The organism is Pseudomonas sp. D47, assembly GCF_045447305.1.
Taxonomy (GTDB): Bacteria; Pseudomonadota; Gammaproteobacteria; order Pseudomonadales; family Pseudomonadaceae; genus Aquipseudomonas.
Genome location: NZ_JBJGXU010000004.1, coordinates 119,383 through 139,033, shown reverse-complemented (window position 1 = coordinate 139,033; position 19,651 = coordinate 119,383). Strand labels below are relative to the sequence as shown.

General features: G+C 53.6%; 16 protein-coding genes, 1 tRNA gene and 1 pseudogene. 12 read left to right on the top strand and 6 right to left on the bottom strand.

Annotated elements, in window-relative coordinates; all coding sequences use genetic code 11:
• Positions 1-25: 25 nt before the first annotated feature.
• Positions 26-715 carry an ABC transporter permease gene (locus ACI77I_RS05430; RefSeq protein WP_026013808.1) on the top strand — a complete coding sequence of 230 codons (690 nt, stop codon included), beginning with the start codon at positions 26-28 and terminating at the stop codon, positions 713-715.
• Complete coding sequence (locus ACI77I_RS05425; protein ID WP_406997100.1) at positions 696-1,883, top strand: methyltransferase; 1,188 nt, start codon at positions 696-698, stop codon at positions 1,881-1,883. The genes ACI77I_RS05430 and ACI77I_RS05425 overlap by 20 nt, the downstream gene beginning before the upstream one ends.
• A gap of 240 nt (positions 1,884-2,123) precedes the next feature.
• On the opposite strand, the gene bcsQ (ACI77I_RS05420) is transcribed toward ACI77I_RS05425, so the two are convergent.
• Together bcsQ (ACI77I_RS05420) and bcsQ (ACI77I_RS05415) are read right to left on the bottom strand one after the other, a co-directional pair.
• Positions 2,124-3,029: a cellulose biosynthesis protein BcsQ gene (gene bcsQ, locus ACI77I_RS05420; RefSeq protein ID WP_406997099.1), complete on the bottom strand. Its 906-nt coding sequence runs from the start codon at positions 3,027-3,029 to the stop codon at positions 2,124-2,126.
• A 168-nt stretch (positions 3,030-3,197) separates the two neighbouring features.
• Positions 3,198-4,112, bottom strand: coding sequence for a cellulose biosynthesis protein BcsQ (gene bcsQ, locus ACI77I_RS05415; RefSeq protein WP_406997098.1), 915 nt, complete (start codon positions 4,110-4,112; stop codon positions 3,198-3,200).
• 231 nt (positions 4,113-4,343) lie between these two features.
• Between bcsQ (ACI77I_RS05415) and ACI77I_RS05410 the strand changes: the two genes are divergently transcribed.
• The 5 genes and pseudogenes from ACI77I_RS05410 to ACI77I_RS05390 all read left to right on the top strand — a co-directional run bounded on the left by ACI77I_RS05410 (position 4,344) and on the right by ACI77I_RS05390 (position 8,372).
• Positions 4,344-4,400, top strand: a complete 57-nt coding sequence (locus tag ACI77I_RS05410) for a hypothetical protein (RefSeq protein ID WP_083360327.1) — start codon at positions 4,344-4,346, stop codon at positions 4,398-4,400.
• Positions 4,401-4,562: 162 nt separating this feature from the next.
• Positions 4,563-4,638, top strand: a tRNA-Thr gene (locus tag ACI77I_RS05405).
• Positions 4,639-4,810: 172 nt separating this feature from the next.
• Positions 4,811-6,133: an integrase arm-type DNA-binding domain-containing protein gene (locus ACI77I_RS05400; RefSeq protein ID WP_201021725.1), complete on the top strand. Its 1,323-nt coding sequence runs from the start codon at positions 4,811-4,813 to the stop codon at positions 6,131-6,133.
• Between the two features lie 911 nt (positions 6,134-7,044).
• Positions 7,045-8,025: pseudogene (locus ACI77I_RS05395) on the top strand (integrase domain-containing protein).
• Entirely contained in the window at positions 8,022-8,372 is a 351-nt protein-coding gene (locus ACI77I_RS05390) for a hypothetical protein (protein ID WP_406997097.1), read from the top strand. Before ACI77I_RS05395 ends, ACI77I_RS05390 begins: the two are co-directional and overlap by 4 nt.
• A gap of 159 nt (positions 8,373-8,531) precedes the next feature.
• On the opposite strand, the gene ACI77I_RS05385 is transcribed toward ACI77I_RS05390, so the two are convergent.
• Complete coding sequence (locus tag ACI77I_RS05385; RefSeq protein ID WP_406997096.1) at positions 8,532-10,724, bottom strand: ATP-binding cassette domain-containing protein; 2,193 nt, start codon at positions 10,722-10,724, stop codon at positions 8,532-8,534.
• A 92-nt stretch (positions 10,725-10,816) separates the two neighbouring features.
• Between ACI77I_RS05385 and ACI77I_RS05380 the strand changes: the two genes are divergently transcribed.
• From ACI77I_RS05380 to ACI77I_RS05365, 4 genes are all read left to right on the top strand, one after another.
• Entirely contained in the window at positions 10,817-11,020 is a 204-nt protein-coding gene (locus ACI77I_RS05380; RefSeq protein WP_223530747.1) for a hypothetical protein, read from the top strand.
• A gap of 52 nt (positions 11,021-11,072) precedes the next feature.
• Positions 11,073-12,185, top strand: a complete 1,113-nt coding sequence (locus ACI77I_RS05375) for a ThiF family adenylyltransferase (RefSeq protein ID WP_406997095.1) — start codon at positions 11,073-11,075, stop codon at positions 12,183-12,185.
• Entirely contained in the window at positions 12,169-13,263 is a 1,095-nt protein-coding gene (locus tag ACI77I_RS05370) for a ThiF family adenylyltransferase (protein WP_406997094.1), read from the top strand. The genes ACI77I_RS05375 and ACI77I_RS05370 overlap by 17 nt, the downstream gene beginning before the upstream one ends.
• A 1,016-nt stretch (positions 13,264-14,279) precedes the next feature.
• Entirely contained in the window at positions 14,280-14,564 is a 285-nt protein-coding gene (locus tag ACI77I_RS05365; protein ID WP_083355748.1) for a DUF3077 domain-containing protein, read from the top strand.
• Positions 14,565-14,679: 115 nt separating this feature from the next.
• Here the strand turns inward: ACI77I_RS05365 and ACI77I_RS05360 are convergent, their stop codons facing one another.
• From ACI77I_RS05360 to ACI77I_RS05350, 3 genes are all read right to left on the bottom strand, one after another.
• On the bottom strand, positions 14,680-15,381 hold the full coding sequence (locus ACI77I_RS05360) for an SDR family NAD(P)-dependent oxidoreductase (RefSeq protein WP_406997093.1): 702 nt from the start codon (positions 15,379-15,381) through the stop codon (positions 14,680-14,682).
• A 14-nt stretch (positions 15,382-15,395) separates the two neighbouring features.
• The gene (locus tag ACI77I_RS05355; RefSeq protein WP_094950903.1) at positions 15,396-15,599 is read right to left on the bottom strand and encodes a 4-oxalocrotonate tautomerase family protein; all 204 of its coding nucleotides are present in this window, start codon (positions 15,597-15,599) and stop codon (positions 15,396-15,398) included.
• Between the two features lie 205 nt (positions 15,600-15,804).
• Positions 15,805-17,121 carry an OprD family porin gene (locus ACI77I_RS05350; RefSeq protein WP_094950902.1) on the bottom strand — a complete coding sequence of 439 codons (1,317 nt, stop codon included), beginning with the start codon at positions 17,119-17,121 and terminating at the stop codon, positions 15,805-15,807.
• A gap of 409 nt (positions 17,122-17,530) precedes the next feature.
• On the opposite strand from ACI77I_RS05350, the gene ACI77I_RS05345 reads away from it, so the two are divergent.
• Positions 17,531-19,618, top strand: coding sequence for a TonB-dependent siderophore receptor (locus tag ACI77I_RS05345; protein WP_094950901.1), 2,088 nt, complete (start codon positions 17,531-17,533; stop codon positions 19,616-19,618).
• Positions 19,619-19,651: the final 33 nt, after the last annotated feature.

Genomic DNA, 19,651 nt, shown 5'->3' with positions numbered 1-19,651 from the left:
CTGGCTGTCGCACTTCGACCTTGGCCTGAACTGGGCAGTGATCATCAAATGGCTGCCCAAACTGGCCCAGGGCGCGACCCTGACCCTGGAACTGGTGGCCATCGCCGTGATCGCCGGTTTGCTGCTGGCGATCCCACTGGGCATTGCCCGCTCCTCGCGCCGTTGGTACGTGAGCGCCCTGCCCTACGCCTACATTTTCTTCTTCCGTGGTACGCCGCTGCTGGTGCAGTTGTTCCTGGTCTATTACGGCCTGGCGCAGTTCGATGCTGTGCGTGAGAGCTTCATGTGGCCGTACCTGCGCGACCCGTTCTGGTGTGCCACCGCCACCATGACCCTGCACACCGCCGCCTACATCGCCGAGATCCTGCGCGGCGCGATCCAGGCCATCCCGCCGGGTGAAATCGAAGCGGCGCGCGCGCTGGGCATGTCCAAGCCCAAGACGCTGTTCTACATCATCCTGCCGCGTGCCTCGCGCATCGGCCTGCCGGCGTACAGCAACGAAGTGATCCTGATGCTCAAGGCCAGCGCCCTGGCCAGTACCGTGACCTTGCTGGAACTGACCGGCATGGCGCGGACCATCATCGCGCGCACCTACCTGCCGGTGGAGATCTTCTTCGCCGCAGGGCTGTTCTATCTGCTGATGGCTTACATCCTGGTACGCGGCTTCAAACTGCTCGAACGCTGGCTGCGCGTCGATGCTTGCCAAGGACGTTGAAGCACGCTTTGCGGCGCTGGATGCGTTTTTAATCGAGCACCAAGGGCTGTGGCGACCACGGCCCTTTACCCATCTGCATTTACCCTGGGAAACCCAGCACCCCGAGCTGGCCCAATGGCTGCGCCAACGCTCGTTGGCCGATGCCGACAGCTGCCACAACCACCCTCATGACCTGCCGGCGCCCGCGCCTTTTCCACAGCTGGCCGAACAGGCGCTGCAGCTCAGTGCTGTGGATAAGTTACCGACACAGGCGCTGCAACCCGCTCGCCATCGACTGAATGTCGACGTGCCGGGCCGCAAGTGGCAACAGATCGAAGCCTTCGGCGCCGCGCTGCATTTCGCGCAAACGCCCACGCACTGGCTGGACTGGTGCGCCGGCAAAGGCCACCTCGGCCGCCGCCTGCTGCAACCCGGCCAGCAGCTGACGTGCCTCGAATACGACCCGGCCCTTATCGCCTCGGGCCAGGCCTTGAGCGACCATCACGGCCTGCCCGCTACCCATCGCCTGCAAGACGTGATGGCGCCTGTGTCGATCAGCGCCGACCACACCCCCGTCGCCCTGCATGCCTGCGGCGACCTGCACGTGCGCCTGCTGCAATTGGCCAGCGCGGCTGGCTGCAAACAACTGGCGCTGGCGCCCTGCTGTTACAACCGCATCAATGCCGACCGCTATCAAGCCGTGTCTGGCGCGGGGCGCGCGTCGAAACTTAAGCTGTCGATTGATGACCTCGGCCTGCCGCTGAGCGAAACGGTCACCGCTGGCAACCGTGTACGCCAGCAACGGGACTCGTCCATGGCCCGGCGCCTGGGGTTCGATCAGCTACAACGGCAACTGCGCGGTTGCGACGAGTACCTGCCCACACCGTCCCTGCCCGCCAATTGGCTGGATAAACCCTTCGCTGACTATTGCCGAGCGCTGGCGAGCCTCAAAGGTTTATCCACAGGTGAACAGGATTGGGCGGCGCTGGAGGCGCACGGCTGGCGGCGCCTGGCCCACGTGCGAAACCTGGAGTTGGTGCGCGGTCTGTTTCGGCGCCCACTGGAGATGTGGCTGGTGCTGGATCGGGCACTTTTTCTGAAGGAACAGGGCTACAAGGTCAAGATAGGCAACTTCTGCGAAACGACGTTGACCCCGCGCAACTTGATGGTGCTGGCCGAGCGCGATTAGAGGGCAAAAATCTTACACGCACCCTGTGGATAACTCTGTTGATGAAATCTTTACAGAGGCTGTAGTTATCAGCGCTACAGGGCAAAAGGTGCCCTGGTCATTTTTTGTTCATAAAATAAAATGCACACAAAACAGACAGTTGCAGCGCATTGAGAACAGCGCCACAAAATGGCTGTTTGGGGGCAGGTTCAACCAACCGATTGTGCATAAGCATCTGGCGTTAAGCGTATAAACCGCACTTTAGGCGCGTCTTTTCGGCGCCTTCAGCACCCGACAAATCTCGCCGATATCGTCACTCGCCAAGCGTTTCGCCACGTTGTCCAGCGGGTCGGCGGCGAACGCCAGTGCCTCGTTGATTGCCATATCGCGATGCACCTCCAACGGCGCCGTGCCAAGGCGCTGTTTGAACGCCTCAACCATGTCCAGGCTGAAAGGGTTGCCCTCATCCACCTGATTGACCACCACCTGCACAGTCGGTGGGTTGTCGCCCTCAAGGTGCGGGGCGAGCAGCACATCCAGATGATCCAAGGTGCCAAGGCAGGCGGCATCGGCTTGCACAATCACCAACACCACATCGGCGACGTTCAGCGCCTGATGGAAGTAGACGTTATTGCCGGCGGGGGTATCGATGATCACCGTCTGCCGCTCGCTCAGCCCCAAAGACGCAAGGCGCTGCGCCAACCAGGTGGGCTCGTGCTTGAGCCAACGCTCGAGGTTTTCCTGCTGCTGAATGTCGATATCGCCAAAGGTAATAACCTGGCAACCGGCAAAGCCGAGCTGCTGCAAAGGGCTCCACTGCCCGTGCTCCAGGCTGGTGCGGCCGATACCGGGCAACGCGGCACTGACGCCAAAGTGATGGTGCAAGGCGTTCTGCGGGTCCAGGTCCAGCGCCACAACGGATTCGCCATAACGCTGCAAACCGCTGCTCAAGGCCGTGGCCAGGGTGCTGCGGCCGACGCCGCCATTCATCGACACCAACGCCACCACTTTGGGGCGCAGCGCTGTGATATCGGTCAATTGGGAGTGGGCAGGGTGGGTTTCATTAGCAGGCACGCTGCCAAAAAAGTGCATGCGCGCATTAATGCCTTCGGCATCATGGGTGACGTTCTTGCCGAACAACGCCAGAAGTTCTTCGCTAAGGCTCATAGCCAGCTCCTCACGACGCAGCTTAAAGACGTGAAGGTCGGCAAGCAGGCACTTACCGCAGGTCTTATTATGGGCGTCTTAGTGAGGCATTCTGTGACAGGCGCAGGAAAGTGTCATTATTTTGATGTTTTGACTGGTTGTTTTTTAGACAGGCGGTAAACAGTCAAATTAATGGCCTTGGTGCAGTCGCCCCTTCAAGGCCCGGCATAAAGCATTTATATCCTGGCCGCCAACACTGTTAAGCGACGGGTCGAGCGGGTCGCGCCCGTAGGCCTGGGCCTCGATGAAAGCAGGGTCGCGGTGCACCGCACCCAGCACCGCATCGCCCAGGCGCAGCTTGAACACCCCGGCCATGTCCTGGCTGAAGGCGTGGCCAGCGTCCACTTGGTTGATCACGTAAAACCGTTGCAGTGGAGATTCGCTGGCGAGGTAAGGCGCGAGCACTTCGTCCATCTTCGCCAAGCGGCGAAACGAAGCCGCGTCCGGCTGGACCACCACCAACACCGCATCCGCCACCGACAGCGCCTGGCTGAGGTACACCGAATTACCCGCAGGCACATCGATAACCACCGTGTCCTGCCCATTCAACCCGAGCCCGGCCAAACGCTTGCGCAGAAACTCGAGGTCCTGCCCCAGCCAGCGATTCAAACTTTGCTGCTGCACCGGGTCGGTCTCGCCAAAGGCCACCACACGGCACCCGGCAAACCCGCGCTTAGGCAAGGCCTCCCAGGTCTGGTTGAGCAGGCTGACAGCCCCGAGACCCGGCAAATCAAACCCCGGGCACAAGTGATCACGCAGCGCGTTTTGCGGGTCCAGGTCCAACGCCAACGCCGGATGCCCCTGACGCTGCAAACCACTGGCAAGCGCCGCCGCCAACGTGCTGCGCCCCACACCGCCCGTGGCAGAAACCACCACCACGACCGTCGGCGCCGAAGCATCCGAATACACCTCGCCATGCGGGCCTTCAACCACCTCAGGCGGGCGAAGAGATTGCGCAACGCCTTGGTTCAGTTGCTCGAGCAAACGCTCCAAAGGCTCAGCCAGCACGGTGCTTGGTGTTGAACTGTGATCTGCACGCCCCACTGACTGCTCCCCGGCTTAAACCGCTGAATTATTGTGGCGCGCATTGTGTGATATCAAACTGATGCTGTCAGTATTTGGATGTTTGTAACGAAATGCTTTCAGATGAGTGGCATGACGCCACGCAATACACAACCCGACAAAACCCGCACACAGCCCAGCTACCTCCGAGGCATTCAATGAGCCCAACCCACCGTTGATGCCCCAGAGGACACCCGCACGGGCTGCGGCGTAGTGAATGCGCGGATGACGTATCTGGACTCCAAGGGCCAGGCGCAGATGCTGAAATAGCTGAAATTCACCGACGATTGCTGCGACGGGAATTGAGCTGATTTGCAGGCCCTGAAGCGACGAAAAAGCGTGGATCGCAAAAAAACCTTCACTTCTGCAAAAATAGTCAGAATTCAGGGGTTTACAGAAGCTTGCCAATCGCTATAATCGTCGCCCTAACACGCCGGTATAGCTCAGTTGGTAGAGCAACTGACTTGTAATCAGTAGGTCCCGGGTTCGACTCCTGGTGCCGGCACCATACAAGGTTCCAGAGAAGGCTTTCAAAATCTCTGGATCCCCCGAAAAACCCGCCTTCTGGCGGGTTTTTTCGTTTTGGCGTTCCATCGGTTTCCGTCAGAAACTGGTGGATTCCAACCGTTTTAAGGGTAGAGTTTGGGATACAGGTCACTTCGATAAAAGGGAGTACCCTTATGTCGCGCACCACAGCTCCGCTCTCCGACGCAGCTTGCCGCTTAGCAAAACCTACAGACCGCGCCTACAAGCTTTTCGACGGCGACGGCCTCTACCTTCTAGTCCAACCCAATGGCCGCAAAGGCTGGCGGCTCCGTTACGTCAAACCTGACGGACGGGAAGGACTGACCTCGTTCGGCAACTATCCCGTCATTGGCCTCGCCGACGCGCGCCGCAAGCGCTTGGAGGTCAAGCGAATGCTGGCGGATGGCATTGATCCCATAGAGACCAAGCACCAAGCCAAGGCGGAAGCTGTGATCAAAGGCAGAACCTTTGAAAGCGTTGCGCTGGACTGGCACACAGAAATGTCGGCCAAGTGGGCACCAGGCCACTCCAAGACTGTGATGAGCCGCCTCAAAACCCACGTGTTCCCGCTGATCGGCGCACGCGCCATTGTTGATCTCGACACCCATGACCTTATGCAGCCCTTGGAAGCGATCAAGAAGCGCGGAACGATCGACGTTGCTTTAAGGGTACAAAACTACCTGCAGAGCATCATGCGCGAGGCAAAGCGCCTCCGGCTTATCACCATAAACCCTGCTTACGACCTCGAAGGCTCGATCAAAGCCCCGCGGGTGGTACATCGCCCCGCTCTACCATTATCGCGACTGCCGGAACTGCAGGAGCGGATCGACACCTATAAAGGCCGCGCACTTACCCGTCTGACGGTGATGCTGTCGCTGCATGTGTTTGTACGATCCAGCGAGCTGCGTTTCGCACGCTGGAGCGAGTTCGACCTCAAGCGCGGCACCTGGGAGATACCGGACACTCGACCCGCGTTGGAGGGAGTACCCTTTTCCACAAGGGGTACGAAGATGGCAGGGGATATCCATTTAGTACCCTTATCGCCGCAAGCAGTGGCGCTACTCGAAAAAATCCATGCACTCACAGGCAAATTCGCATTGGTCTTCGCAGGTGATGCCAAACCCTGGAAACCCATGTCCGAAAATACCGTGAACAACGCGCTACGGACGATGGGATACGACACCAAAACCGATATCTGCGGGCATGGGTTTCGTTCGATGGCCTGCAGCGCACTGATCGAGTCAGGACTGTGGTCCGAGACCGCCATTGAAAGGCAGATGAGCCACAAGGAACGCAACAACGTCCGCGCCGCTTACATCCACAAGGCAGAGTTCATCGAGGAACGCAGGCTGATCATGAACTGGTGGAGCCGGTACCTGGAGGCCAACCGGCAGGAGCATGTCACTCCACACGAGTTCGCCAACCAGACCGGAGCGAACGTCACTCGCCTAAAAGCGAAACGTGGCGCAACCGAGTAAGCGCTCGGTCTTCATATCTCAGTGATCCGCTTGTCCACGCGGGTCCATCCAAACAGGGCTGCAAAGCCGCCCTGCTTGGATGGACCTCACTTAAAAAATCTAAAGCCCACGCGACTGTCTGTGGAAAACCACGGATTTCCACCGGTGGATAATTTCATCCACAGCCGCAGAACTCCCGAAAATTGGAGTCTTGACCCGAATTATCCACAGGCGTAGAAAAGATCGGGCAAAGCGCTGTCGTTGACAGCAACCCAGGTAGCCAGAACCTTTAAGGCTACGCCACACCGTGGTGGTTCCCCCAAAGTGCGATTAGCGTCCGGCGGCTCGCACGGTCACAGCGATGTGATGGATGCCTACTTTTACCAGTGTGCCCGTTGCGGCAACTCATCTCCGTTCATAGCTGCCCTGCAGCAACCTATCCGCTTGGCCATTTCCTTGCGCCAACCTGCGCCCGTCTCTTTCTTCCGGAAAGAGACGGGCGCTCCTACCGCTGCTGCAGCCCAACTCGTACAAGGCATTGCGGCATTTCCCCTCGTGACAATCGGCGTGACAAACACCGAAGTCACCAACAACAGCGACGCAGATGATGGTGCCGCAGCCCAAGGAATGGACTGCACCTGACTGACAGTCAGGCATGCCCCGGTCATCGCATAGCTGCCTTCACCCAACTCAGGATCTCGCGGCGTCGGTCTCGTCAGCCAGCGCAGCCTCCACCCGCCCACTTCTTTGGAAGTGTTCAGGAGGCCAGATCATGAGATGCCCAAGCTCCCGGTCGTCAAGAGCCGCCAGTCCCGCGTTAGTGGACAACCCTCACAGGTCGCAGGGGCCTTGATCCCTGATAACACTCAACATCCTAGGCGGGATGACGTGGGGAAAAGCTTCAACGTTTTGACTTCGAGAGGAGTTCGATCATGGGATTGGTGGGTAAACGAGATGGGCGCAATTTTGGCTATGGCCGGCAGCTGAGTTATGCCGGGCCGCAGGCATTGCGACATCTATTTGGCGGAGGGCATTACGGCACAGTCAAGGCGCACAGTGATCGCTGGCAGGCGTTTGTGCGGTGGTGTCGGTCGGAGGATGGGCCGGGCTTTAACGATGCGCGGCAGATTGATCGGCAGACCTTGTTGGACTATGCCGGACATCTGCGTCAGCAAGTTGAACTAGCCGCTATCTGCATCGCCACTGCGCAAAACCGATTGTCCAGCGTGAACCGAACCATGGCCGCGCTTCGCGGTGATCAGTATGTGAAAGTGCCGAGTCCTAGCAAGGCACTGGGGATGCGCCGCACCAGTGTTCGTCGCTCGGTGCCGCAAGGCCAGGACCGCGAACACGTGAAACGGATCGTAGAGGTGCTCTGCGAACAAAAAATGCCGCGTGCCGCGGCCATCGTTCAGTTAGCGAGAGCCACCGGCATGCGCCTACGTTAGACCATTTTGGCCGATCTTCCGCGCCTGAGGTGTGAGGCCGAAAAATTCGGCAAAATCAACATCCAGGATGGCACCAAAGGGGGCCGCTCGGGAGCCTCAGCCCCTCGATGGATAACGATGGATGAGCACATCCACGACGCACTGGCATTCGCCCTCCAAGTCTCGCCAGAGGGTAGCCGCAACCTGCTTGCACCGAATGAACGCCACCTCGATTTCCAACAGGGAATCGTTCGCCCCGCACGGGAGATCCTCCATCAGCACAACCTCAAAGGCTTCCACGAACTGCGTGCGGCCTATGCGTGCGAACGCTATGAGCAAATCACCCATCATTCCTCGCCCATCAACGGTGGCCGTTGCTACCAACTCAACCAGCTCCTCGATCAGCAGGCCCGAGACCAAATCAGCTATGAACTGGGGCATGGCCGTATCGACGTGGTATCGGCCTACATCGGTGGTCCAACATGAGCAACAAGCCATTCGATATGGAACTGTTCTTGGCGGGAGTTCTGACCGGGTCGCATGCCACACGTGAGCGTCACCTACGTCAAGCAAAGGCCATTCAAGCGGCGATTTCTAAACGCTGGTACCGAGATAATCCATGGGCTTGGCAGCGAAAACATCTTGACTGGTTTCTAAATCAGCACCTGAACCAGCGCACTGAGTCGACGCGTTTTTACTATCTACTGACCGTGCATTTACTCACTATTCGCTTAGACAAATCCTGGCATTTCAAAAAAGCTTCGCGAAGGTCGGCATTTATAGAGGACGCTGCATTAACTACTCTACACAAAGTAAAGACAGGGAAGGAATGACCCAAAACAGTCAGCGAGCATCTTCGGGAACAGAGCATTCATGTAGAGCCGGGAAATAAAAAAAAACAAGGGCAAATCGCGCAAACCTCCCATTGCTTCACAATTGAGAGGTTTAGCTTTCGAACAATCTGTCACAGGTTTACGCTAACAAATCAATCCTTATACTGCTCTACTCCTGCTGAATGGCAACCCAGAATATACAAGTTCCCCTCCCGCTGGCCCAGCGCCCGGGCCAAACTCTAAAATATAATTGCATCGATCAAGTATTTCAGGCTTATGGTCTATCACCAAAATAGCCTTAAAATAAGCAGCGCAATCTCCAATATGAGTTATGGCTTTAACTGCAGAAGCACTATCCAGCCCAGCGCCAGGCTCATCTATTATCAGTATTTTGTCTTTACTTGGAGATATTAATGCTTGCAGCAACTTAATACGGCGAGATTCGCCCCCTGACAAACTTCCGATTTTCCGGTTTAGACTCAAGTGGGACACCCCAAGAGCCTCAGCGATTTTTACTACAGAGCTGAGCTTTTTGCTTTGCACAACCAGATCATTAGGTAGAGAGTGAAGGGGTGAACCATAAAACTCCTTCACGTTCATGTTAAACACCTTAATAAGGTCAACAACTTCTGAAAATAATGAACCCTCACAGAGAGAACAGGTTATCTTAATCGTTCTCTCAAAAGTCCTAGCAAAGTCTACGACCCCTGTTCCACCACAGACATTACAGCAACCTAGCTTACCTGGTTGAGGCAGGAATAGTTCCTTAGCCATATCAGTGTTTTTTGAGTAAATAGTCGCGATACTTGCGCTCAAATCTAGAGCTGTAGATATAGTAGACCTAACGTTTCCACGCATTTGCTTTTGCGAAACGTAGTGAGCTTCGGGAAATACTTCACTAATAGCGGCGGCATAAGAGGACTTACCCGAACCAGAAACACCGCATATTCCGGTAATAGCATTTCTTGGAATAGACGCCAGGACATTTGAAACATTGTTCTTGCTGACTTTGGGGAGAGGAAAAAAGTCCGCGGGTTTATACTCTTTATCTCTTTCAAGTACAGAATGCTCAGAAACCACATAAGGTACAATATAGCCACCCTCATTTCCCGGCGCTGGACCTATGCAAATTACTTGGTCTGCCGATTGGATAAAGTAATGATTATGCTCAATCATTACAATTGTATTCCCGTTAGCGCATATTTTTTTCATCTTCTCAATCAAAAGATCATGAGCATTTGTAGATATTTGCGACGAAATTTCGTCCAAAACAAACATAACCCCCGAAATTGAAGTATTACATATTTGACCAAACCTAAGTTTTTGTAACTCTCCACCAGACAGGGTGGGGACCTGTCTTACCAAAGAAAGATACCCCAAACCAAGTTCAACGAGTGTTTCCAACTGGGTAACTAATGCCTTTAATGCCGAGGGTTGGCTTTTGCCTGAGTTTTTCAGCCGCGTAACCACCTCAGAAACTGGAGACTTTAAAAATTCAAAAAGGGAAATTCCAGATACTTTGCTTTTCTTATAGAAACTCAAGTTCAAACCAGTTGCGTCACAATGGGAGCACGGAGATGGTTTTGAAAACTTCCTAAAAGCATCATATAGTGATGCTTTTTCGCTCTGCGAGAACTCCACCAAGCTCTTTATTGGACCTATATAACGTTCTTCTCTAGATCTCCTCTTCCCACTAAAGGCAAAGCTTATTTTAAATTTCTTAGCTGACTCGCCATTTAGGACCTTATTTTTTTGCTGCACTGAAAGCTCAGAGATCGATTTTTTCAGATCAATTCCTTCATCCTCACAAAAAGCTTGAAGCAGAGCTGTATGCTTAGATAGATTTGCCCCAGACCAACATTTGAAAGGGTTTTTTTCCAAAGGTTTAAATTCATCAACAATGAGACTTTCGGACAACGATAGTGACTCTCTACTTCCTTCGCAATGCGGACATTCATTTCCTGGCTTATTTAAACGAAGAGATGAATGGTCGATTAGTGTGTCGTCGTTCGGAAGGATGGAGTAGAGATAACTAGGAATATCTAGGTAGGAATAAATAGTCGATTTTGGGTTTGAGTTAAAATTGTTTTGCGTTAGCGCTATCGCTGGCAATGAGCCATGAAATGAATCCACGCTATAAGTAGCATAATCATATGCCCCAAACTCCAGCTGATTAAATTGCTGTTTGCAGATTGAAAACAGTGTGCCGTATGCCAGAGAAGACTTCCCACCACCACTTATCCCCGTTATGGCGGTCAATGAATTTAACTTAATTCTAATATTTAGACATTTTAGGTTGTTTGTTTTGGCACCAACAACTGTGAAGAAACTTCCTTCTGATCTTCCCTGCATCAGTAACTCCGTTCGTGAAAGTCGTGAGTGACATGAGAATGCCATTATGGTATCGTTTTCGCTCTGTGTCCATAACGTAAACGGAGTTAGCAATGGTCAAAATGAAGGTTAGTTTAAAGTTTTCCGAAGTAGGCGAACATCCTGAAGCCGGTACCAAGTACACTACGACTTGTTCAGGAAGTAGAAGCGATTGCTGCACTCGAGTTTGCACCCGTCAAGATATTGGATCTGATGACGGCAGTTTAGATTCTTGGGATGAGTATCTCGAAGCCAATGCCGGTGTTTTGCAATATTGATTTTGGAGCGGTGCCAAGAATTTGGCACCTATTCCTCTCGGTAGGATGAAGAATGGAAGCTTTCACATATGATCCTGTCTTAAAAATAAAAGACAGTGTGGATGTATATATGTCCACAGGTGAGCCTCACGTCTGCACGATTCAGTTTTACCATATCAATACTAGGCAAAAACTTTCCATTCGGATTGACCCTACATTTAGTGAAGTACTATCGGCCCTAGATGGAGTAAAACCCCTCTCGAAGCATTTAGCCGACTTTGGATTCGAACTAGATCTCGACGAACTAAAGTCGATATTTGACTATTTAATCGTTAACGGTGTATTAGAACATCCTTTGAGTACAGCCCCTGACTCTCGACACTCACGACAGATAAATTTTTTGTCTGATTGGATATTTGGGTTGCCCGCAGATAAGGCTCATCAACGAATCGTTGACAGCCACTGTGTTGTTTTTGGTGTGGGGGCAGTTGGGGCTTCTATTGTAATTAATCTCGCAAGAGCTGGAGTTTCAAATTTTACGCTTGTAGATAACAAAACCCTCACTCAACAGTCTTCCGAACGGCATCCATATTTTTCAATTAATGAGATCGGAGAACCGAAGGTTCATGCACTTAGGCGTTACATCGAAAAAATAAACTCCGATGTAAGCGTCAAGTGCATCCAGGAAAAACTCCTACCTTTAACAGACCTATCCAGTTTGGTGGATAGTGCCACTGTCGTAATTAACACAGCCGACGAACCATATATAGGTCATACTTCGGTCAAACTCGGTCGCTATTTGTGGGCTAAGAATATCCCTCTTTATGTTGCCGGTGGGTTTGATGCTCACCTCATGAGTACAGGAGATTTTTTTATTCCTGGAGAGTCTATCTGCGTTGATTGCTGTAGCAATTTTTTCAGCGTTGCCTTAGCTGACTGGAAACCATCTTACAAAGTACATAAAACCAACCCCACAAAAACACATGTTATCGGTGGTAGCGGCGGAACTTACAGTATGTCTCTGTTTTCTGCATCATACGCTTGTGTACAGCTGCTGAACTATATTGCAGGCGGTGAGGCATATAAATCTAGGCTATCTCAGCGTGGAGAGTTCATGATCGGAAAAAGTGAAGTGGAGTGGGTGGAAATTTCAGCTAAGGAAGGTTGCGATGTCTGTAGAAAATAAAGTATTTAGGTTAAGAAGTTGCATTGCAATTGTACACCGTGGGCAGATTGTTGAATTTTTTGATAGTAATCTAAGGGTCGGATTTTCAATCGAGCAGAGTTACCCTGAAATTATTGGATTACTACACCGATTTGATGGCTCGCTGACAGTTAGTTCAATCAGTGCTTTGTATCCAGAAATTTTTATTCACGAGTTATGTGCACTAGCCCTATTTCTTCAAGAGAAATACGCTCTAATTGAAGTGAATGATCCGTATTCTCAGTCTGACGTAGACTCACGCCCTCGACTGATCAATACTTTAGAAAGTTATTTTCATTCCACATCGGAAGTTAAAAAGGCCATCTCGCAAGGATCAAAGACAAGTGTACTTATCATCGGACTTGGTGCTGTAGGATCCTGGGTTTTGCATTGCTTGATAAAAGCTGGAGTCCAGAATATTACTGTAATGGATGATGACGTCGTCGAGGTATCTAACCTCCATAGACAAGATTTGTTCTTTGAGGCTGACATCGGAAAGCCTAAAGCTACCACAGCTCGCGACAACATCAGGCATTCATATGGTATTGGAATAAAGGCCATCTGTAAAAAAATGGAATCTGTCGAAGATTTAGGATCATTACCTGACACCCAAAATTTAATTATAAATTGCGCAGACTTTCCGAGCGTTGACAAAACATCCAGGATAGTTTCCGACTTCTGTTTAAAAAATAAAACTCCACACATCATTGGTGGCGGTTATAATTTACATTTAACGTTGATTGGACAGGTAGTTATTCCAGGATTAACCGCTTGCTTCCACTGTTTCGATCAAGTGCTGACTCCAACAAACGCTGCGGATCTATTCGGCGTAAAAAAACTAAATAGAAAAACTCGTAAAATTGGAAGTATAGGTCCCGTATGTGGTGTTTCGGCATCGATTACCGCAACTGAGGCAATTAAAGTTATTTTTGGTGCACCATTACAATTTTTGGCGGTAGTCAATAAACGTGTTGAGTTCAACTTGAGCAACTTCGATTTTGGTGCATTTGCTGTGAGTAGAAATACCGTTTGTAAATATTGTTCCAACGACACAGTCTGATAATCTCAAGAGCCCATCTCAAACACACACTAACCTTATACTTTCTATCTTGTAAAATAGGACTGACATTATAACTACCATATTTATTCGATAAATACGAAACCAACAAGCACTTTCCCAAATGACATTATCGCCTTTAAATATTTTAATGTGATTGCCGGGGCTGGGATAAAACTAAGAAACTTATTATTCACGCAAAAGAACTCAAGACTAAGCGACAACCTTATATATGGTACCGACCGCGAACGCCTGCCGAGCACACAGATCAACTAACAAACACACATAGCTCAAGCAGGCAAAAGGGCATTATTTCCGGTCCGGCTTAGCTTTTAATATTTACCTTTTTACTCTATAACGCCATCAATATCTACAAATAACTTCCACACTTTTAATGCACCACAACTAAGTTTAACCCATCAAAAAAATATTATATAAATCAGATATCTGCAACCATTACACCCCACACTCCCACTGAACAATACGCTCCGCTGAAGATCTGGAAAGCCTAATAAAATGCGGGTGACGATTAGGATAGCTTTAGGGATATAAAGTTCTATAGTCAATAATAAAAACAATATAAATCAAATAGTTAATTTATTATTCGACTCTTGGTGCGCACCATATAAGACAAAGCCCTCACAGCAATGTGAGGGCTTTGTTGTTTCTGGGGTTTGGGTGTACGTCATGCGTTGAAATAGACGGGTTATAGCCCCGGAAGCCACCTCCTCCGCTGGCACTTCTATCTTTATGCAAAATTATGGCTGGCCAATAATTATGGCGTATCCATAAAACAAATAATTTCCTCAGCAGCCTATCCATCCCGCTCGGATAGGCTAAAAAACAACCAATCCATTTTCCCGATTGCTCCCCTCTCCCCACCACGCTAACCTCCGCTCCGTCACTGCCAATGCAGCGACCGGGCCTGAGAACCCGATTTTGATGCAGGCGCCCAAAGCGCCACGTATTCGTTGAAACAACAAACGTGGTAGCTCTCACTCGATATGGGAGTCTCACCAATGACCGTTACAAATCCCTCCGCGTTAACCACCCTCGGCGTCACCCCTTTCTCCTTCCACTGCGATCAACCTCTATTCCGAGTTAACAGCGGCGTCCCTCTGCATGAAGCCTTGCACCACGTTTCCGATTTGCTCCACGTCGCCAAACTGCTAGCAGAAGATGCGGCGATGACGAAGGAGACGGACCGTTATGCTTGGGCATCGCATTATTTGCAGGAGATGGTAAAGGCGGTGATTGATGATGTGGTGAAGGTGTTGGAGTCGCCCTGCAATGCTGAGCAATAAGATGTGAATGGGGTGGCCGGGCGGGCGCTATCGCGGGCAAGCCCGGCTCCCACAGGTGATTTACACGGGTAGTTGATAGAGCGCCCCGGCGTGAGCAGGCCGGGGTGTTTTTTTGTCAGTGCCCGGCGCTTTGGCCGCCGTCCACGTGCAGGATCTCGCCGGTGACGAACCCGGCGTTTTCCAGGTAGATGATCGCCTGGGCAATGTCACTCGCTTCGCCCATGTGCCCGACCGGATGCAGGCTGCCCAACGCCGCGTGGGTTTCTTCGTCGTGCATGGGCGTTTTGATAATCCCGGGGCTCACTGCGTTCACGCGAATGCCGCGTTTGGCGTATTCAATTGCCAGGGATTTGGTCGCGGCGTTCAGGCCGCCTTTGGTCAACGAGGCCAGCACTGACGGCACGCCGTCAATCGCGTGGTCGACCAGGCTGGTGGTGATGTTGACGATGTGCCCGGCGCCTTGTTTGAGCATTTCGGTGATCGCCAGTTGGGTGATGTAGAAGAAGCCGTTGAGGTTCACGGCCAGCACGTTTGCGTAGTCTTCGTGGGTGTAGTTGGTGAAGGGTTTGGCAACAAAGATGCCGGCGTTGTTGATCAGGCTGTCGATGCGGCCAAAGCGCGCCACGCCTTCACGGATCACGCGCTCGGCGGTGGCTGGGTCGGCGATGTCGCCGGCCACGGTGTGGATGTTCGGGTCGGTGTAAGGCTGGATCGAGCGCGAGGTGGCGACCACGCGGTAATCGAGGGCGCGGTAGGCGTGGACCACGGCGGCGCCGATGCCTTGGGAGGCGCCGGTGATAATGACGACTTTGCTCATGACAATGCTCCGGTTCAGGCTTGGGATTTGCGGTATTGGGTGGTGGTGAGACCGGCGTAGCCCCAGTTATCGGTGTCGACTTCTTCGATCACGATGTGGGTCAGGTCGGGGCGTTTGTTGAGGACGCGTTCGAGGGTTTCGGTGAATTCGGCGATGACCTGGGCTTTTTGCTCCGGGGTAACGCCGTCACGGGTGATGCGCAGGCTGACAAAGGGCATGGCAGTGGCTCCAGTGGCCGGCCATCGGGGTGATGGGCGGGCAAGTGGGGCTAATTTAGGCATGCGCCTGAAGGGGATAAAGGTGGCGCGAAGTACTTCATTAGTACTGCGATGTAACAAGTCAGAGGCCGGCTGGCGCGCATAAAAAAACCCCGAACCAGTCGGGGTTTTTTATCGCCTGGAATCAGGCGCGACGCCGAATCAATTAGAAAACGTTGATTGGGTAGTCGGCGAACAGACGGATTTCGTTACCGCCTACGTTGTACTCGCTGGCGTTGCTGGAGACGCGCAACCAGGAGGCACGAGCGCGCAGGCTCAGGTCTTTGGCTGGGCCGCTCTGAACGACGTATTTGAACTGGTTGAAGATTTCACGCTCGGTGCCACGGCCGCGGTTGGTACCGTCGTCAATGTTGGTGCCGCGCACGTAGGCGATGTTGTAGGTCAGGCCAGGCACGCCGAAGGCGCTGAAGTCCAGGCCGTAACCTGCTTGCCAGGAGCGCTCGTCCTTACCGTTGAAGTCGGACCAGTAGGAGTTGGCCAGCAGGATGGTGTTGCCGCCGTCGCCGATGCCGCCAGCGTTGCGGTAGCCGCCGTACAGGTAGCCGGTGTCGCCGGTGCTGCGCTGGTGAGCGACGGTGAAGCTGTGCGGGCCAACAGCCCAGGTAGCGCCCAGGCTCCAGATTTTGTTGTCGCGGGCGTCTGCATCACCTTGGTTTTCCAGGGCGAAGCTGCGGTCCAGCTTGGTTTTGTAGCCGTTGAAGTCAAAGGTCAACGATTGCTTCTCTGGCAGGGCCAGCACGTAGTTGACGTTGACGTATTGCTTCTTCAGCACGTCTTGCATGTCGGAGGCATACAGAGCAGCCGACAGGCTTTCGGTGAATTTGTAGCTACCACCGATGTAGTCGATGCTTTTCAGGCGACCGCTGTCGGTGCCTTCGGCGCTCTTGCGCGCTTCTTTGGTGAAGTGACCGGCGTCCAGTTGCAGACCGGCGATCTCTTTGGAAACGATCGAAGTACCGGTGTAGGTTTCGGACAACAGACGCGAGCTGTCGTACTGCAGCACAGGCACAGCCGGGAACTGATCACCGTACTTCAGTACAGTGTTGGAAACCCGGAATTTGACGGCTGCGCCGCCCTTGGCCAAATCGTCGGCAGGTGCGCCGTTGCGAGTGGTGCCATCCGCGCGCTTGGTGCTTGCGCCTTCTTTGAAGAAGTCGATACCGCCAGCGCCGGCACTGCCTCTGCCACCGTCCAGGCGAATAGCGTATTGACCGATCACGTCCACACCCACACCGACGGTGCCTTGGGTGAAGCCGGATTCAAACTTGCCGATGAAGCCTTGGCCCCATTCGGCTTTGTCTTGCTTGGGGTTTTTGTAGTCACGGCTGATGTAGGCATTACGTGCTGCGATATTCAGGTGGCTGTCTTCAACAAAACCCTTGGATTGCTCCTGGTCGTTAGCCATTGCCTGAGTGGCGCTCAAAATCCCCAGAGCGATCAAACCCATCCGTTGCTTCAACATTTCTTATATTCCTTATTACTGGTTGAGTACGCGCTGTGACACCAGGCCCCGTGTTGCTTTTCTGGTGTCAACTTTCTCCAGGAAAAAGAAGGCCCGCGGACGACTGAACTGCCGCAGGCCTTTTTTATTGGATGAGTTATGGCTGTTAGCCACAGGCGTTGGGCGCAATCGTATGCGCGCGTTGAACTATGTGTCAATTTCGTGAATCGTCTGTATTTATTCAAAAAAAGTCTAAAGACGGCTCTAAACTGCTGATACAAAACGCTGAAAAATCCTCTTACACCTCTCAGAAACACATCAAGTAACAATATTTAGCGTCTACATGTTTGGGAATAGATAACGCACGCAAATGCAAAGCATTAACATTCGCGCGTTTTTTACTTCCCGAACTTTTTGGATGCCTGCCCCCATGCCTGCCTCTCGCCTGACGCCCATCACCCTTGGGCTTTCTGTTCTGCTGTCTGCCGGTTTTGCCGGCGCGACCACGGTCTTACCCGCCACTTCAATCAGCACCGAAGCTGACGAAGACGACCCACGCGTCAAAGAGACCAACACCGCCACCCGCACGGCCACGTCGGTGCGTTATGTGCCCCAGGCCATCGACTCGGTCAAAACCGAAAGCCTGCGCTCTTACGGCACAAACGACCTGGGCCAGGCACTCAGCGGGATTCCCAACGTCAGCAGCGGCGCCGACACGCGCTTCGACAGCCTGCGCATCCGTGGTTTTGACGCGAGCAATGACTTCTACCTGGACGGCATTCGCGACGACAGCCAGTACGTGCGCGACCTGCACAACATCGAGCGCATCGAAGTGCTCAAAGGCCCGGCAGCCGTGCTGTACGGGCGAGGCGGCCAGGGCGGCATCGTCAACCGCGTAAGCAAATTGCCCACGGCGGGGCAAAAATCCAGTATCGAAGCCCAAGGCGGCAGCAACGACCTGCGCAGCCTGTATGCCGACCTCAGCACCGACCCCACCGACACTATCAGCCTGCGCCTGAACATGGGCAACCAGGACAACAACAGCTTCCGTGATGGCGTCAGCGGCAACCGCCAGCTGTTCGCGCCGTCGATGAGCTGGCAGCTGACGCCCGACCTGAATTGGTTGGTGCAATACGAATACAGCCGCTACAACCGCACACCAGACCGTGGCATCCCCGGGGTCAACGGTCGCCCGGCGGACGTGAGCCGCAGCAGCACTTACTTTGACAGCCGCGACTACATCGACGACAAATCCCAGTCCCTGCGCTCCAAGCTTGCCTATGAACTCAACGCCAACTGGCAACTGCGCCACACCCTCGGCGTGTTCAAGCTCGACAGCGATTTCGACAACACCTACCAGACCGGCTACGACCCCAAAGCCAACCAGGTCACGCGCCAGCGTTGGCAGCAGGACCTGACCACCCGCAACGTGTTCAACAACCTTGAGCTGGAAGGTGGGTTTGACACCTTCGGCCTGGAGCACCGCCTGCTCACCGGTATAGAGCTGGGCAGCCAGCGTCGCGATCCGAAGCTCTACAGCGCCACCGCCGTCAACCGGGGCGGCCAGGCCGTACCGAGCCTGGACCTCAACCAGCCCAACCGCCACCTGAGCCACACTGGGCGGATGAGCCTTTCAAGTAACAACCACACCGAAGTCGAAAGCCGTGCCGTGTACGTGCAGGACCAACTGCGCCTCAACGATCAATGGCAACTGCTGGCAGGCCTGCGTTACGACCACTTTGAAGTGGACACCACCAGCAAGGTGCTCAACACCCAGCAGGACGTCGACAGCCGCAGCACCAGCCCGCGCGTAGGCCTGGTGTGGACGCCGCTGGAACAGCACTCGTTTTATGCCTCGTGGAGCAAGACCTTCTCCCCGGCAGGCGGCGGCCTGATTGGCATCACGCCGAATGCCGCCGGCAGCGTCAACGACCTGAGCCCCGAGCTGACCAAGCAAAAGGAAATCGGCGTAAAAAGCGACTGGCTCGACGACCGCCTGAGCACCACCCTCGCCGTGTACGAGCTTGAACTCTACAACCGCCGCACCAGCGACCCGCTGGACCGCACCATCACCCTGCTCAGCGGCCTGCAACGCTCACGCGGCGTGGAGCTGACCGCCACCGGCAAGATTGTGGATAACTGGTATGTGCGCGGTGGCGTCGGCCTGCAGGACGCCAAGGTCGAGAAAGACAACAACGGCTTTGCAGGCAAGCGTGTCAGCGATGTGGCCAAGCGTAATGCCAGCCTGTTTATCACCTGGAAACCAGAAATGGGTTGGTATGCAGAAACTGGTTTGACCTTGGTAGGCGACCGTTATGCCGACAGCCTCAACACTGTGGTGTTGCCGGGTTATGGCCGCTGGGATGCGTTGGCGGGGTTCCGCCAGAAGGAATGGGACGTGCGCGCGGCGCTGAACAATATCGCTGACAAAAACTACTACGCCTCGGCGACGAGTGCGGCGCAGATTCAGCCGGGTGAGCCGCGTAGCTTGGTGGTCACAGGCACCTACAGTTTCTAACGCCGATCACGCTCTAATGTGGGAGCAAGCTTG

What these genes read in the sequence shown, in the direction of transcription:
- ACI77I_RS05370 (WP_406997094.1), top strand. Translation starts at nt 12,169, where the DNA reads ATGTCTGTAGAAAATAAAGTATTTAGGTTAAGAAGTTGCATTGCAATT.
- bcsQ (WP_406997099.1), bottom strand. Translation starts at nt 3,029, where the DNA reads ATGAGCCTTAGCGAAGAACTTCTGGCGTTGTTCGGCAAGAACGTCACC.
- ACI77I_RS05390 (WP_406997097.1), top strand. Translation starts at nt 8,022, where the DNA reads ATGAGCAACAAGCCATTCGATATGGAACTGTTCTTGGCGGGAGTTCTG.
- ACI77I_RS05345 (WP_094950901.1), top strand. Translation starts at nt 17,531, where the DNA reads ATGCCTGCCTCTCGCCTGACGCCCATCACCCTTGGGCTTTCTGTTCTG.
- ACI77I_RS05380 (WP_223530747.1), top strand. Translation starts at nt 10,817, where the DNA reads ATGGTCAAAATGAAGGTTAGTTTAAAGTTTTCCGAAGTAGGCGAACAT.
- ACI77I_RS05385 (WP_406997096.1), bottom strand. Translation starts at nt 10,724, where the DNA reads ATGCAGGGAAGATCAGAAGGAAGTTTCTTCACAGTTGTTGGTGCCAAA.
- ACI77I_RS05355 (WP_094950903.1), bottom strand. Translation starts at nt 15,599, where the DNA reads ATGCCCTTTGTCAGCCTGCGCATCACCCGTGACGGCGTTACCCCGGAG.
- ACI77I_RS05360 (WP_406997093.1), bottom strand. Translation starts at nt 15,381, where the DNA reads ATGAGCAAAGTCGTCATTATCACCGGCGCCTCCCAAGGCATCGGCGCC.
- ACI77I_RS05350 (WP_094950902.1), bottom strand. Translation starts at nt 17,121, where the DNA reads ATGTTGAAGCAACGGATGGGTTTGATCGCTCTGGGGATTTTGAGCGCC.
- ACI77I_RS05365 (WP_083355748.1), top strand. Translation starts at nt 14,280, where the DNA reads ATGACCGTTACAAATCCCTCCGCGTTAACCACCCTCGGCGTCACCCCT.
- ACI77I_RS05400 (WP_201021725.1), top strand. Translation starts at nt 4,811, where the DNA reads ATGTCGCGCACCACAGCTCCGCTCTCCGACGCAGCTTGCCGCTTAGCA.
- ACI77I_RS05375 (WP_406997095.1), top strand. Translation starts at nt 11,073, where the DNA reads ATGGAAGCTTTCACATATGATCCTGTCTTAAAAATAAAAGACAGTGTG.
- ACI77I_RS05425 (WP_406997100.1), top strand. Translation starts at nt 696, where the DNA reads ATGCTTGCCAAGGACGTTGAAGCACGCTTTGCGGCGCTGGATGCGTTT.